The sequence below is a fragment of the Chromobacterium sp. CV08 genome (assembly GCF_051129845.1).
Taxonomy (GTDB): Bacteria; Pseudomonadota; Gammaproteobacteria; order Burkholderiales; family Chromobacteriaceae; genus Chromobacterium.
The window spans coordinates 3,336,724-3,351,024 of sequence record NZ_CP150453.1; the positions used below are offsets into that span (position 1 = coordinate 3,336,724).

Annotated in this window: 13 protein-coding genes and 1 tRNA gene; 12 read left to right on the forward strand and 2 right to left on the reverse strand. The window is 68.2% G+C overall.

Annotated features, from left to right (window positions below; all coding sequences use genetic code 11):
- The first annotated feature begins 10 nt into the window (after positions 1-10).
- The 6 genes from WNM05_RS15480 to WNM05_RS15505 are packed head-to-tail and all read left to right on the forward strand — an operon-like array spanning position 11 to position 6,251.
- The gene (locus tag WNM05_RS15480; protein ID WP_434628443.1) at positions 11-1,210 is read left to right on the forward strand and encodes a 3-dehydroquinate synthase; all 1,200 of its coding nucleotides are present in this window, start codon (positions 11-13) and stop codon (positions 1,208-1,210) included.
- Positions 1,207-2,415 carry a metabolite traffic protein EboE gene (eboE, locus tag WNM05_RS15485; protein WP_434628446.1) on the forward strand — a complete coding sequence of 403 codons (1,209 nt, stop codon included), beginning with the start codon at positions 1,207-1,209 and terminating at the stop codon, positions 2,413-2,415. Before WNM05_RS15480 ends, eboE begins: the two co-directional genes overlap by 4 nt.
- The gene (locus WNM05_RS15490; RefSeq protein ID WP_434628449.1) at positions 2,412-3,260 is read left to right on the forward strand and encodes a UbiA family prenyltransferase; all 849 of its coding nucleotides are present in this window, start codon (positions 2,412-2,414) and stop codon (positions 3,258-3,260) included. The genes eboE and WNM05_RS15490 overlap by 4 nt, the downstream gene beginning before the upstream one ends.
- 2 nt (positions 3,261-3,262) lie before the next feature.
- Entirely contained in the window at positions 3,263-3,949 is a 687-nt protein-coding gene (locus WNM05_RS15495; RefSeq protein WP_434628452.1) for an EboA domain-containing protein, read from the forward strand.
- Positions 3,936-4,829 carry a TatD family hydrolase gene (locus WNM05_RS15500; RefSeq protein ID WP_434628455.1) on the forward strand — a complete coding sequence of 298 codons (894 nt, stop codon included), beginning with the start codon at positions 3,936-3,938 and terminating at the stop codon, positions 4,827-4,829. Before WNM05_RS15495 ends, WNM05_RS15500 begins: the two co-directional genes overlap by 14 nt.
- 3 nt (positions 4,830-4,832) lie before the next feature.
- A complete protein-coding gene (locus tag WNM05_RS15505) occupies positions 4,833-6,251 on the forward strand; it encodes an alkaline phosphatase family protein (RefSeq protein ID WP_434628458.1) in 1,419 nt (472 codons plus the stop codon).
- A gap of 57 nt (positions 6,252-6,308) precedes the next feature.
- On the opposite strand, the gene WNM05_RS15510 is transcribed toward WNM05_RS15505, so the two are convergent.
- A tRNA-Asn gene (locus tag WNM05_RS15510) sits at positions 6,309-6,384 on the reverse strand.
- 94 nt (positions 6,385-6,478) lie between these two features.
- A complete protein-coding gene (locus WNM05_RS15515) occupies positions 6,479-9,460 on the reverse strand; it encodes an Rne/Rng family ribonuclease (RefSeq protein WP_434628461.1) in 2,982 nt (993 codons plus the stop codon).
- A gap of 528 nt (positions 9,461-9,988) precedes the next feature.
- Between WNM05_RS15515 and WNM05_RS15520 the strand changes: the two genes are divergently transcribed.
- The 6 genes from WNM05_RS15520 to WNM05_RS15545 are packed head-to-tail and all read left to right on the forward strand — an operon-like array spanning position 9,989 to position 14,301.
- On the forward strand, positions 9,989-10,927 hold the full coding sequence (locus WNM05_RS15520) for an RluA family pseudouridine synthase (protein WP_434628464.1): 939 nt from the start codon (positions 9,989-9,991) through the stop codon (positions 10,925-10,927).
- Complete coding sequence (locus WNM05_RS15525; RefSeq protein ID WP_434628466.1) at positions 10,927-11,583, forward strand: HAD-IA family hydrolase; 657 nt, start codon at positions 10,927-10,929, stop codon at positions 11,581-11,583. The genes WNM05_RS15520 and WNM05_RS15525 overlap by 1 nt, the downstream gene beginning before the upstream one ends.
- On the forward strand, positions 11,559-11,927 hold the full coding sequence (locus WNM05_RS15530; protein ID WP_434628469.1) for a Rieske (2Fe-2S) protein: 369 nt from the start codon (positions 11,559-11,561) through the stop codon (positions 11,925-11,927). Before WNM05_RS15525 ends, WNM05_RS15530 begins: the two co-directional genes overlap by 25 nt.
- A gap of 31 nt (positions 11,928-11,958) precedes the next feature.
- Positions 11,959-12,897: a S49 family peptidase gene (locus tag WNM05_RS15535; RefSeq protein ID WP_434635157.1), complete on the forward strand. Its 939-nt coding sequence runs from the start codon at positions 11,959-11,961 to the stop codon at positions 12,895-12,897.
- Positions 12,898-12,916: 19 nt separating this feature from the next.
- Positions 12,917-13,714, forward strand: coding sequence for a flagellar motor protein MotD (motD, locus tag WNM05_RS15540; protein ID WP_434628472.1), 798 nt, complete (start codon positions 12,917-12,919; stop codon positions 13,712-13,714).
- Positions 13,711-14,301, forward strand: coding sequence for a malonic semialdehyde reductase (locus tag WNM05_RS15545; protein WP_434628475.1), 591 nt, complete (start codon positions 13,711-13,713; stop codon positions 14,299-14,301). Before motD ends, WNM05_RS15545 begins: the two co-directional genes overlap by 4 nt.

The window sequence follows — 14,301 nt, forward strand, 5'->3', positions numbered from 1 at the left end:
GGAGACCGCCATGTCCGAATCCGATCACATGCCGCCTTTCGAGGCGGTCCTGCAACGCTTCAGCGTGTCCTTCGAATATCCGGTGCTGTTCACCCGGGCCCTGCTGCAGGCGGACAACGCCACGCTGCGCTACGCCATCGCCCGCGACGGCACCGGCGTCCGCCACCGCTTCGTCGCCGTGATAGACCAGGGCGTGGCCCAGCACAGGCCCGGCCTGGCCGCCCAGCTTGAGCGCTACGCCGAGCACCACGGCGACGCCTTGCTGCTGGCCGCCGCGCCGCGGCTGCTGCCCGGCGGCGAGGCGGTGAAGAACGATCCGTCCATGCTGGAGGCGCTGCAGCAATGGCTGCACGAACAGCATATCGACCGGCACAGCGCCGTCGTCGTCATCGGCGGCGGCGCGCTGCTGGACATGGCCGGCTTCGCCGCCGCCACCGTCCACCGCGGCGTGCGCGTCGTCCGCGTGCCGACGACGGTGCTGGCGCAGAACGATTCCGGCGTCGGCGTGAAGACCGCCGTCAACGCCTTCGGCAGCAAGAATCTGCTCGGCAGCTTCGCCCCGCCGTACGCGGTGGTCAACGACTACGACTTCATCGCCACGCTGCCGACCCGCGCCCGCATCGCCGGCATGGCCGAGGCGGTCAAGGTGGCCGCGATACGCGACCTCGATTTCTTCTGCTGGCTGGAGGAGCACGCCGCGCAGCTGAGCCGCGGCGACGACGAGGCCTGCCGCTACCTGATCCGGCGCTGCGCCGAACTGCATCTGCGCCACATCGGCACCGCCGGCGACCCGTTCGAGTTCGGCAGCGCCCGCCCGCTGGACTTCGGCCACTGGGCGGCGCACAAGCTGGAGGCGATGAGCGGCTATCAGCTCAGCCACGGCGAGGCGGTGGCGATAGGCATGGCGCTGGACACCTGTTACGCGGTGCTCAGCGGCCTCTTGCACGTCGACGCCGCCAGCCGGCTGTGCCGGCTGCTGGAAAGGCTCGGCTTCACGCTGTGGACGCCGCTGCTGGAATGGCGCGACGGCAGCGGCCGGCACCAGGTGCTGGCCGGCCTGGACGAATTCCGCGAACACCTGGGCGGCGAGCTGACCGTCACGCTGCTGCAGGCGCTGGGGCAAGGCGTCGAAGTCCACAAGATGGACCGGGCCATGCTGGAGGACAGCATAGGCTGGCTGCGCCACGGCATACCCGAGGCCTGCTCGTGAGGCTGGACGGCGGCGATGCCGCCCTCGGCCATCTATGCTATTGCAGCAACATCCACCCCGGCGAAAGCTGGGACCAGACCCGCGCGGCGCTCGGGCGCTATCTGCCGGCGGTCAAGGCCAGGGTCTCGCCGGACGCGCCCCTCGGCGTCGGCCTGCGGCTGTCGGCGCTGGCCGCCCAGCAGCTGGAGCGGCAGGCCGATCTGCTGCTCGAGTTCCGCCAGTTCCTGACCCGCCACGGCCTGTATGTGTTCACCGTCAACGGCTTCCCCTACGGCCGCTTCCACGGCGCCGGCGTCAAGCAGCAGGTCTACCAGCCCGACTGGCGCCGGACCGAGCGGCTGGAATACAGCAACCGGCTGGCCGTCCTGCTGGCCCGGCTGATGCCGCCGGAGCTGCCCTGGGGCAGCGTCAGCACCGTGCCGGGCGCCTTCGCCGCCGACGCCCGCGCCGACCCCGACTCCACGCGGGCAATACTCGACAATCTGCTGCATCACGTCGCCTTCCTGCAGCGGCTGCACATGGAAAGCGGACGCTGCATCCGCCTGGCGCTGGAGCCGGAACCGGCCTGCCTGCTGGAAACCTGCGCCGACGCCGTCGCCTTTTTCGAAGACCGCCTGCTGTCGCCGCTGGCGATGGAACAACTGGCGCGGCTATGCCGCTGCCCGCCGCGCCACGCCGAAACGCTGCTGCGCCGCCACCTCGGCCTGTGCCTGGATTGCTGCCACGCCGCCGTGGAGTTCGAAGACCCCGACGACAGCCTGGACCGGCTCGAAGCCGCCGGCCTGGACGTCGTCAAGCTGCAGCTGAGCGCCGGCCTCAGGCTGCCGGCCGTCGGCCCCGAACACCGCGCGCAATTGCAGGACTTCGCCGAAGACAGCTATCTGCACCAGGTGGTGCAGCGCGGCGCCGACGGCCTGCGCCGCTTCGACGACCTGCCGGCGGCGCTGGACCGGCTGGACGAGGCGGCCGGCGCCGAATGGCGCATCCATTTCCACGTGCCGCTGTGGACCAGGGAGCTCGGCGCGATGGCCGGCACCGGCGATTTCGTCGCCGCCGTGCTGGCGCGGCATCGCCGCCGGCCGGTCAGCGATCACCTGGAAGTCGAAACCTATAGCTGGCACGTGCTGCCGGAGGCCTACCGCGACGCCGAGCTCGCCGATGCGATAGCCCGCGAACTGAACTGGGTCAAGGAGCGACTGCGATGATGAACTGGCGCGCCGCGCTGCAACTGGGACGGGTGTCCAATCTGCCTACGGTATGGAGCAATGTGGCCGCCGGCGCCGCCTTGTCAGGCCAGCTGCCCGGCCTGCCGGTGCTGGCCAGGCTGCTGTTGGCGCTGTCGCTGATCTATATCGCCGGCATGTTCCTGAACGACGCCCACGACCGCCGCATCGACGCCGTCGAGCGGCCGGAGCGGCCGATCCCGTCCGGCCGCGCCGGCGTCGTCGAAGTCTTCGTCTGCGGCTACGCGATGCTCGGCGGCGGCGTGCTGCTGCTGGCCGGCCTCGGCGTCCCCGCGCTGCTGGCCGGCCTGCTGCTGGCCGGCTGCGTCGTCGGCTACGACCTGTACCACAAGCGTAACCGCTTCAGTCCGCTGATCATGGGCCTGTGCCGCGCGCTGGTCTACATCACGTCGGCGCTGGCCGTCACCGGCGGCCGGCTGCCGCCGCCGGTCTGGCTCGGCGCGATGCTGCTGCTGGCCTATCTGATCGGCCTCAGCTACGCCGCCCGGCACGAGAACCAGGGCCGCATCGCCAAGCTGCTGCCCTTGTGCGGACTGGCCGCGCCGCTGCTCTACCTGTTCACCCAGCCGCCGGACTGGCTCGCCGCGCTGTGCCTGGCGCTGTTCGCGGCCTGGGTGGCGCGCTGCGTCTGGCTGGCCTTCCGCCGCCAGCCGGACATCCGCGCCGCCGTCGGCGGGCTGATCGCCGGCATCTCGCTGAACGACGCCTTCCTGATGGCGATGCACGGCCTGCCGCTGTGGGCGCTGGGCGGCGCGCTGGCCTTCGTCCTGACCCACCGTTTCCAACAACGCATCGCGGGGACCTGAACATGCTGGCCACCCTGTTGCAGACAGAAATCGGCCAGGCCGCCCTGCCCCACCCCGACGCCCGGGCCTGGCTGCGGCAACTGCCGGACGCCGTCGCCGCGCTGCCCGATGCCGAAGCGCTGCAGAAACACTACGGCACCGCCGCCCGCAAGCTGAAAGCGCTGCCGCCGCCGACGCCGGCGCTGCTTGACGCCTTGCGCGACGCCGGCGCAGTCGCGCCGGCCGACTGGTCGCCCGGCGACATCGGTCGCCTGCTGCTGCTGTTGCTGGCGCTGCCGGCGGCAGGCGGAACGCAGGCGGAAACGCTGCCGTGGCGGCTGTTCCGCGGCGGCGACGCCGGCGAGCAGCAAAGCCTGCTGCGCGCCCTGCCGCTGCTGCCGCGGCCGGAAGCCTGGCTGGAACTGGCCGTCGACGCCTGCCGCAGCCACATCCAGGGCAATTTCGAGGCGATCGCCTGCGAAAACAGCTATCCGGCGCGCTTCTTCCCGGAAGCCAACTTCAACCAGCTGGTGCTGAAGGCGCTGTTCACCGGCGCCTCGCTGCTGCGCGTAGACGGCCTGCGGCGGCGGCTGACGCCCGAGCTGCTCCGCATGGTCGCCGATCTGGCCAGCGAGCGGCGCGCCGCCGACCGCGCCGTTCCGGCCGACATCCACCTCGTTCTGAAAGGAAGCCGCTATGAAAATGTTTGACCCCCATATCCACATGAGCTCGCGCACCACCGACGACTACCAGGCGATGTACCGCGGAGGAATACGGGCCGTCGTCGAACCGGCTTTCTGGATGGGCCAGCCGCGCACCCACGTCGGCACCTTCGAGGACTACTTCCTGTCGCTGCTGGGCTGGGAACGCTTTCGCGCCGGCCAGTTCGGCATCCGCCATTTCTGCACGCTGGGGCTGAACCCGAAGGAAACCAACAATCCGGTCGTCGCCGACGGGGTGATCGCGCTGCTGGACCGCTATCTGGACAAGGACGGCGTCGTAGCCGTCGGCGAGATAGGCTTCGACGACGAGACGGCGGCCGAGGAGCGCTATTTCCAGCTGCAGCTGGAACTGGCGATCAAGCACGAGCTGCCGGTGCTGGTGCACACCCCTCACCGCGACAAGAAGGCCGGCACGATACGCAGCCTGGCCCTGGTCCGCGACAGCGGCATAGACGAATGCATGGTGCTGATAGACCACAACACGGAAGAGACGCTGCCGCTGGTGCTGGACAGCGGCTGCTGGGCAGGCCACTCGATCTATCCGCACACCAAGATGAGCGAACCGAGGATGGTGGCGCTGGTGCAGCAGTACGGCAGCGAGCGCATCATCGTCAACAGCGCCGCCGACTGGGGCATCAGCGATCCGCTGAAGGTGCCGAAGACCGCCCTCGCCTTCCGCGAGGCGGGCATCCCCGAACAGCAGATCGAGACCATAGTCTGGACCAACCCGATACGCTTCTTCGCCCAGAGCGGCAGACTGGACATCGCCGAGGCCGAGACCGCGCTCGGCGTCGACCAGCGCCGGCAATGGCAGGGCAACTCGGTGCTGCGCGGCCAGCAGCCGCAAGTCGACGCGCTGGACGGCTGAATCATGCCCCGCCTGCTGGTTCTGAACGTCGTCGGCCTGACGCCGCGGCTGCTGCGGCACGCGCCGGCGCTGAGGCGCCTGGCCGAGCAAGGCAGCATGCGGCCGCTGGCCGCGGTGACGCCGGCGCTGACCTGCCCGGCCCAGGCCACCTATCTGACCGGCCAGCCGCCGGCGCGCCACGGCTGCGTCGGCAACGGCTGGTACTCGCGCGAACTGGCCGAACCGTTGTTCTGGAAGCAGAACAACGGCCTGATCGACGGCGAGAAGCTGTGGCACGAGGCGCGGCGCCGGCACGCCGACTTCAGCTGCGCCCAGCTGTTCTGGTGGTACAACATGTACGCCGATGTCGAATGGAGCGTGACCCCGCGTCCGATCTACAAAGCCGACGGCCGCAAGATACCGGACTTCTACAGCGCGCCGGCCGAACTGCACGACGAGCTGCGGCAAAAGCTCGGCGATTTTCCGCTGTTCCAGTTCTGGGGCCCGGCCAGCGGCATCGCCTCCAGCCGCTGGATAGCCGACTGCGCGCTGCACCTGTACCGCAGCCGCCGGCCGATGCTGAGCCTGGTCTACCTGCCCCATCTCGACTACTGCCTGCAGAAGCTCGGTCCCGAGCACCCGTCCATCGCCGCAGAGGTGGCGGCGGTGGACGCCTTGTGCGAGGAATTGATCGCAGAGGCCGGGGCCGACGGCGCCCGCGTGCTGGCGCTGTCCGAATACGGCGTCACCGCCGTCGGCGGCGACGTGGCGATCAACCGGGCGCTGCGGCGCGCCGGCCTGCTTAGGGTGCGGCAGGAACAGGGGGAGGACAAGCTGGACTGCGGCGCCTCGGACGCCTTCGCGCTGGCCGACCACCAGGTGGCCCACGTCTACGTCAGGCAGCCGGAGCGGACGGCCGAGGTGAAAGCCTTGCTGGAAGCGCTGGACGGCGTCGAGACGGTGCTGGACCGCGACGGCAAGCGGCTGTACGGCCTCGACCATCCGCGCGCCGGCGAGCTGGTGGCGATCAGCCGGCCGGACCGATGGTTCAGCTACTACTACTGGCTGGACGACGCGCGGGCGCCGGACTTCGCCCGCACCGTCGACATCCACCGCAAGCCCGGCTACGACCCGGTCGAGCTGTTCCTGGATCCGCGACTGCCGCTGCCCCGCTTGAAGATCGCCTGGACGCTGCTGAAGCGCAAGCTGGGCCAGCGCAGCCTGCTGGACGTGATACCGCTGGACGCCTCGCTGGTCAAAGGCTCGCACGGCCGGCCGACCGACGACGCGGACGCCGGGCCGCTGCTGATCAGTTCGGAGCCGGACAGCCTGATAGGGGACAGCGTGCCGGCCACCGCGGTCCGGGACATCATTCTGGCCCATCTGCAGGCCAATCCTCTGCATATGCGGCACAGCAGCGTCGCCGCGGCGGCCACCGGCTGAGCGCCAGGGCCGGAAACGGAAAAAGCCCGCACGATTTCGTGCGGGCTTTCTGAATGCTGGCTCCCCGAGCAGGGCTCGAACCTGCGACCTGCGGATTAACAGTCCGTCGCTCTACCAACTGAGCTATCAGGGAACGTTTAGAGAAAGCGATCTTAAGCTAATCGCAACCTCCTGTCAACACTTCCGGCGATGGAAAGGGCCAGCGGCCCTCTCCGTCCTGCGCGCGGTCAGTTGTTGCGGGTTTCCACCTGCACCAGCTGGACCGGCTGCTGCGCGTCGGCGTCGGCCGCGACGGCCACGTCGCGGCGGCGCGGGCCTTGCGGCAGCTCCGGCTCGACCGCCGCCTCGGCTTGCACCGGCTTGGTCGATACCATCACCAGACCGCCCAGATCCAGCGGCTTGGCCTCGGCCTTCGGCGCCTCGACCAGCGGCTCCGCCTTGGGCGCGGCGACGGCTTCCGCCACCGGCAGCGCTTCGGCTTCAAGCTTGGCTTCGGCGAGCGGCTCGACCGGCTCGACGACGGCCGGTGCGGCTTCCGCCGCTTCGACCGCCGGCTCGGCCTCGACCGCTTCCGCCTGCTGCGGAGCCTCGAGCTTCACGGCCTGAACCTCGGCGACCTCGACCGCAACCGGCGTCACCACCACGACCTCGGGCTCGGACTCCAGCACGACCACCGGCGCCACGGCCGCCGGCGCTTCCGCGACGGCTTCCACCGGTGCGGAGGACTCGGCCTCGGCAAGCGGCTCGGCGGCGGCGACCGCCGGTGCCGGAGCGGCTTGCGCCGTCTCGGCGGCCGGGGCCGGCGTTTCGGCCGGCTTGGCTTCGGCGGCTTCGGCCACAGCCTCGGCGGCCACAGCCGTCACGGCGATGGCGATGCCGGCGGTCTCGGCCAGCGACGCGTCGCCGGTCTCGGCGGCGACGCCTTCAAGCTGAGCGTCCGGGGTGTCGCGGCGACGGTCGCGGCGACGGCGGCGGCGGCGTTCGCCGCGCTCCTGCTCGGCCTGCTCGCCTTCTGCATCCAGGTGCAGCTCTTCCTGCACCGGCTTCTCGACGGCCTCGGCCGGCGCGGCGGCCGGCGCCTGACGGCGACGCGGCTCCTGCTGCGGCTTGTCCTGCTTCTCGGCCTTCTCGGCTACGCGCTCCTCGCGCGGCGCCTGCTCGCGCACTTCCTTCGCTTCCTTCGCCTCGCGCGGCTCGCGGCCTTCGCGTTCGCGGCGGCGGTTGCCGCGCGGCTCGCGCGGCTGCTCGTTGCGCTCTTCGCGTTCGCGGCCCGGCGCCTCCTTGCGTTCGGCTCGCTCTGCGCGCTCGGCGCGCTCGCCGTCCTTGCGCTCGGCCCGATCGTCGGCCTGGCGGCGCGGCGGCTTGCTCTCGTCCTGATGGCGGCGCTGCTCGTGCTCGCGGCGGGCCTGGCCGCCGGTGCGGCGTTCCTGCTGGCGCGCGCGGTTGCCGCGCTGCTCGTTGCGGGCGGCGGCCGGCTTCTTGCGGGCTTCCGGTTCCGGCGCCTTCTCCGGCTCGGCGAACAGGCCCTTGAACCAGGCGGCGATGCCTGCCAGCAGGCCGACGGATTCGACCGGCTTGGCGGCGGCCGGCGCGACGGTCGGCGCCGGCTGCTGCGGCGTGATGCCCTTGACGGCGGCTTCCTGACGCTCGACCTTCGGCTTTTCCTGGCCGAAGTTGGTGATCACATCCTCTTCCTGCACCTCGACGCGGCTGTAGCTCGGCGCCTCGCCCAGTTCGGCCAGGTCGTCGTGGCGCACGCGCACGATCTTGTAATGCGGGGTTTCCAGATGGATGTTCGGGATCAGCACCACGTCCACGTCGAGGCGCTCCTCGATCGAGTGGATCTCGGCGCGCTTCTCGTTCAGCAGGAAGGTGGCCACGTCGACCGGCACCTGCGCGTGCACCGCGCCGGTGTTTTCCTTCATCGCCTCTTCCTGGATGATGCGCAGGATGTGCAGCGCCGACGATTCGGTGCCGCGGATGAAGCCGATGCCGTGGCAGCGCGGACATGGCTCGTGGCTGGTCTCGCCCAGGGACGGCTGCAGACGCTGACGGGACAGCTCCAACAGGCCGAAGCGGGACAGCTTGCCCATCTGCACGCGGGCGCGATCATGCTTCAGAACGTCGCGCAGGCGGTTTTCGACGTCGCGCTGGTTCTTCGGGTTTTCCATGTCGATGAAGTCGATCACCACCAGGCCGCCCAGGTCGCGCAGGCGCAGTTGGCGGGCGATTTCCTCAGCCGCCTCCAGATTGGTCTTGACCGCGGTTTCCTCGATGTCGGCGCCCTTGGTGGCGCGGGCCGAGTTGACGTCGATCGATACCAGCGCCTCGGTGTGGTCGATGACGATGGCGCCGCCGGACGGCAGCTGCACGCTGCGCGAGAACGCGGTTTCGATCTGGTGTTCGATCTGGAAACGGGAGAACAGCGGCACATGGTCCTTGTACAGCTTCACACGCGACAGCATGTTCGGCATCACATGGCTCATGAACTGACGGGCCTGGTCGTGGATTTCCTCGGTGTCGATCAGCACTTCGCCGATATCCGGATGGAAATAGTCGCGGATCGCGCGGATCACCAGGCTGCCTTCCTGCAGGATCAGGAACGGCGCGGACTGGGCGCCGGCGGCGCCTTCGATGGCGCGCCACAGCTGCATCAGGTAACCGAGGTCCCACTGCAGCTCTTCGAGATTCCGGCCGATGCCGGCGGTGCGGGCGATCAGGCTCATGCCGTGCGGCACTTCCAGCTGCGACAGCAGGTCCTTCAGCTCCTGGCGCTCCTCGCCCTCGATGCGACGGGACACGCCGCCGCCGCGCGGGTTGTTCGGCATCAGAACCAGGTAGCGGCCGGCCAGGCTGATATAGGTGGTCAGAGCGGCGCCCTTGTTGCCGCGCTCGTCCTTCTCCACCTGCACCACCACTTCCATGCCTTCGCGCAGCACGTCCTGAATGCGCGGACGGCCGCCGTCATAGCCCTGGAAATAGGAGCGGGACACTTCCTTGAACGGCAGGAAGCCGTGGCGTTCGGTGCCGTAATCGACGAAGCAGGCTTCCAGCGAAGGCTCGATCCGGGTGATCACACCCTTGTAGATATTGCCTTTGCGCTGTTCCTTGCCTACGGTCTCGATATCGAGATCGACGAGCTTCTGCCCATCGACAATCGCGACGCGAAGCTCTTCGGCTTGCGTCGCATTGAACAACATACGTTTCATTTACATTCCTTGCGCAGCACTCACGCAAGGATGCAGCCAGTATTTGACGGCCCAATGACTATCGATGGGCGCTTTCCGAAAGAAGTGTCGATGTAAAGATCGAGAAAAACAGGTTTGATATCAAGCCGACTTCCTGATTGGGTCACATGCGGTCCCGCAATTCTGTGCGCAAGCGGCGCATCGGCGGTATCGCCGATCCTGCCCCCTGGGCAGGACAAACATTGACGGAACGGCGGCATGCCGGGTCAAACTTCGCTGCAAAATCTCCTGACTGGCTTTGCATCAGGAAATGGAATACTCGTGAGTGCGTTATGCGTATAAATGCATTACCATCGCTACTTTTCGGTGAGCGAGTTAACCTTGGCTGCGGTGTATGTCAGACGGCGTCGGGTCAGGGTCTCCACCCTGCCGGCCACCTCGGATTTCCGCAGCAGCATCACGCGAAACAGGCCGTGACCTTGGTTTTCCGTCGGAGCCGTCCGCGACAGGTGCCTCGCACCAGCAGACAGCGCCACAAGTATAAGCAATATGACAGACATTCGCAAAGATTCCGTAACCTTCCTTGAAGTGGCCGCAGAAGATGCCGGACAACGGCTGGACAACTACCTGCAGCGCCTGCTGAAGGGGGTGCCCAAGAGCCACGTCTACCGCATCCTGCGCTCCGGCGAGGTCCGGGTGAACAAGGGCCGCAGCGACGCCAGCTACCGCGTGGCCGCCGGCGACGTGCTGCGCATCCCGCCGATCCGCATCGCCGAGCGCGCCGAGAAAACGGTGCCGGCCGCCACCTTCCCGGTGGTCTACGAGGACGACGCGCTGCTGGTGATAGACAAGCCGGCCGGCGTCGCGGTGCACGGCGGCAGCGGCGTATCGTTCGGCGTCATCGAGCAGCTGCGCCGCGCCCATCCCGACTGGCGCTACCTGGAGCTGGTGCACCGGCTGGACCGCGAGACCTCGGGGCTGCTGATGCTGGCCAAGAAGCGCTCGGCGCTGGTCAAGCTGCACGACATGATGCGCGACAATGTGCCGGACAAGCGCTACCTGGCGCTGGGAACCGGCCAGTGGCCGGAAAACGTCCGCCAGGTGAAGCTGCCGCTGTACAAGTTCCACACGCCGGACGGCGAGCGCCGCGTCAAGGTGGCCGAAGGCGACGACGGCCAGTACGCCCACACCAACTTCGCCGTCCAGCAGCGCTACACTGAATTCACGCTGGTGGAAGCCCACCTGCGCACCGGCCGCACCCACCAGATCCGCGTCCATATGCAGGCCAACGGCTGCGCGATCGCAGGCGACGAGAAATACGGCGACTTCGCCTTGAACAAGGAGCTGGCCCGGCGCGGCCTGAAACGGATGTTCCTGCACGCCAGGAGCCTGTCGCTGCCGCATCCGCTGACCGGCGCGCCGCTGAAGCTGGAGGCGCCGCTGCCGCCGGAGCTGCAGAAATTCCTGAAAACACTGGAGCCGCGCTGATGCGAGAATTCGATCTGGTAGTGTTCGACTGGGACGGCACGCTGATGGATTCCACCGGCCACATCGTCCACGCGATACAGCAGGCCTGCCGCGAGCTGGCGCTGCCGGTGCCGGCCCGCGAGGCCGCCAGCCACGTGATCGGCCTCAGGCTGGCCGAGGCGATGCAGCAGTTCTGCCCGCCGGACCGGGCGGCGCAGCTGCCGGAGCTGGTCGACGCCTTCCGCCGCCACTACCAGATCAATCTCGAACGCGTCATGCTGTTCGACGCCGCCCGCGAAACGCTGCAGGCGATACGCGACGCCGGCGCCTTCGTCGCCATCGCCACCGGCAGCAGCCGCGCCGGCCTCGATCGGGCGCTGGCGGCCTCCGGCATCGCCGGACTGTTCGACGCCACCCGCACCGTCGACGAATGCCATTCGAAGCCGCACCCCGACATGCTGCTGCAGTTGAGCGACCATTTCGGCGTGACGCTCGATCGCACCGTGATGATAGGCGACACCAGCCACGACCTGCTGATGGCGAGGAACGCCGGCGGCCACGGCGTCGGCATCAGCCACGGCGCCCACGACAACGCCGAGCTCGTCCGCTGCGAACCGCGCGCCATCGTCCATTCCCTGCCCGAACTGTCGGCATGGCTGCTGCCCCGCCTGTGCTGATCTGCGCCTCGGCCGAACTGCAAGACGGCGGCGACGCCCGCCGCTTCGAAATCGAGTGCGCCGACGGCAGCCGCCAGGCCGCCTTCGTCGTCCGCTACCAGGGCCGGGTACACGGCTATCTGAACCGCTGCTGCCACATACCGGTCGAACTCGACCTGCAGGACGGCAAGCTGTTCGACCTCACCGGCCACTACCTGATCTGCGGCATGCACGGCGCCCGCTACCGCCCCGACACCGGCTACTGCACCTGGGGACCGTGCCGCGGCCAATCGCTGGCGGCGCTGGACGTCGCCGAGCGGGACGACGGGGTCTGGCTGAATGCCATGCCCGATGAATTTTGTTAGACTCTGTGGACCATCCTTGAGCGAATCCGACATGAACAACGACCCGAACTGGGAACGGCAATTGCTGGAAAAACTGGCCGGCGCCGCGCTGATAGAGCAGCGCCGCAGCCGGCAATGGAAAATCTTCTTCCGCCTCGCCTGGCTGGCCGTGGTCGCCTTCATCGCCGTCAGCCTGTTCATGCGCAGCGAGGACAAGGCCGGCGCCGGCCTGACCGGCGGCGGCCACAGCGCGGTGATCGAGCTGGACGGCGCGATCAGCAGCGAGAACGACAGCGGCAAGAAAATGATAGAGGCGCTGGATTCGGCCTTCCGCGACCGCGGCACCCGCGGCGTGATCATAGACGCCAACAGCCCCGGCGGCAGCCCGGTGCTGTCCGGCATGGTCTACGATGAAATCCGGCGGCTGAAGCAGCGCCACGCCGACATCCCGGTCTATGTCGTCGTCGGCGAGGTCTGCGCGTCCGGCTGCTACTACATCGCCTCCGCCGCCGACAAGATCTTCGTCGACAAGGCCAGCATCGTCGGCTCGATAGGCGTGCTGTCCGACGGCTTCGGCTTCACCGGCGCGATGGAGAAGCTCGGCATCGAGCGCCGGCTGAAGACCGCCGGCGAGAACAAGGCGATGGGCGATCCGTTCTCGCCGCAGAACCCGAAACACGAGGCGATACGCCAGCAATTGCTGGACGACATCCACCAGCAGTTCATAGCGGCGGTGCGCGCCGGCCGCGGCAAGCGGCTGAAGGACGACCCGCAGCTGTTCAGCGGCATGGTGTGGCTAGGCGAAAAGGCCATCCCGCTGGGTCTGGCCGACGGCTACGGCACCGTCGCCTCGGTGGCCCGCGACGTGGTCAAGGCGGACAAGACCGTGGACTTCACCCGCCAGGACGATTTCTCCAGCCGCGTCGCGCGCCGCATCGGCGTCGAGTTCGCCGGCGGGGTCAAATCGCTGTTCAACACCGAATTGTTCTGAACCGACGACGGAGGCTGACATGGCGTCGCGACGCAAACGGCAGGAGGAAGAGCACGAGAACCACGAGCGCTGGCTGGTCTCCTACGCCGACTTCATCACGCTGCTGTTCGCCTTCTTCGTCGTGATGTACGCGATCTCGTCGCTGAACGAGGGCAAATACCGGGTGATGTCGTCGGCCATCATGGACGCCTTCCGCAGCGGCTCGCTGGTCTCCGTGCAGACGACGCCGCCGACCGGCGGCGCCAACACCATGATAGAGATTCCGCAGACCAAGCCGATCTCCAAGGCGGTCAAGTCCGACCACCACATCGAGGAGACGGCCAAGCTCGGCGAATTGACGCAGAACCTGGCCAAGGTGCTTAGCCCGCTGGTGCAGAGCGGCGAGGTCACCATCACCCAGAGCGACCAGGGCATCAATATCGACATCCGCGACAGCGCGCTGTTTCCGATAGGCCAGGCCGAACCGAACCAGCAATCGATGCCGCTGATGTCCAATATGGCCAAGCTGCTGGCCGGCGTGGACAACCCCATCAAGGTGGAAGGTTTCACCGACGACGCGCCGATACGCACGCCGGCCTTCCCGTCCAACTGGGAACTGTCGGCGGCGCGCGCCGGCGGCGTGGTCAGGCTGTTTCAGGAGAACGGCATCGCGGCCCAGCGGATGATGGCGGTCGGCCACGGCGCCAATCTGCCGGTCGCCGACAACGCCACCGCCGAAGGCCGGGCCCGCAACCGCCGCGTCACCATTTCGGTGCAGGCCGACGACACCGTCGCCGCGCCGGCAACACCCCCCTCCCCAATCGAGGTAAAACCATGAGCACCCCCGTTTCTCATGCCACGCTGGAACAGCTGTTCCTCAATGCCCGAACCCACAGCCACTGGCAGCCGCGCCCGGTTGGCGACGAGGTGCTGCACCAGCTGTACGATCTGCTGAAACAGGCGCCGACCAGCGCCAACTGCTCGCCGGCCCGCTTCGTCTTCGTCAAGAGCGACGAGGCCAAGGCCAAGCTGAAGCCCTGCCTGGCCGCCGGCAACGTCGACAAGACGATGGCGGCGCCGGTATGCGTCATCGTCGCCCACGACACCCGCTTCTACGAACACCTGCCGCAGCTGTTTCCGCACGCCGACGCCAAGAGCTGGTTCGAGGGCAATCAGCCGCTGATAGACATCTCCGCCTTCCGCAACGGCACGCTGCAGGGCGCCTACCTGATCCTGGCCGCCCGTTCGCTGGGTCTCGATTGCGGCCCGATGTCCGGCTTCGACAACGCCGCGCTGGACGCCGCCTTCTTCCCGGACGGCCGCTTCAAGTCCAATTTCCTGATCAATCTGGGCTACGGCGAGGCCGACAAGCTGTTCCCGCGCTCGCCGCGCTTCGATTTCGGCGAAGCCTGCAGCATCCTGTAA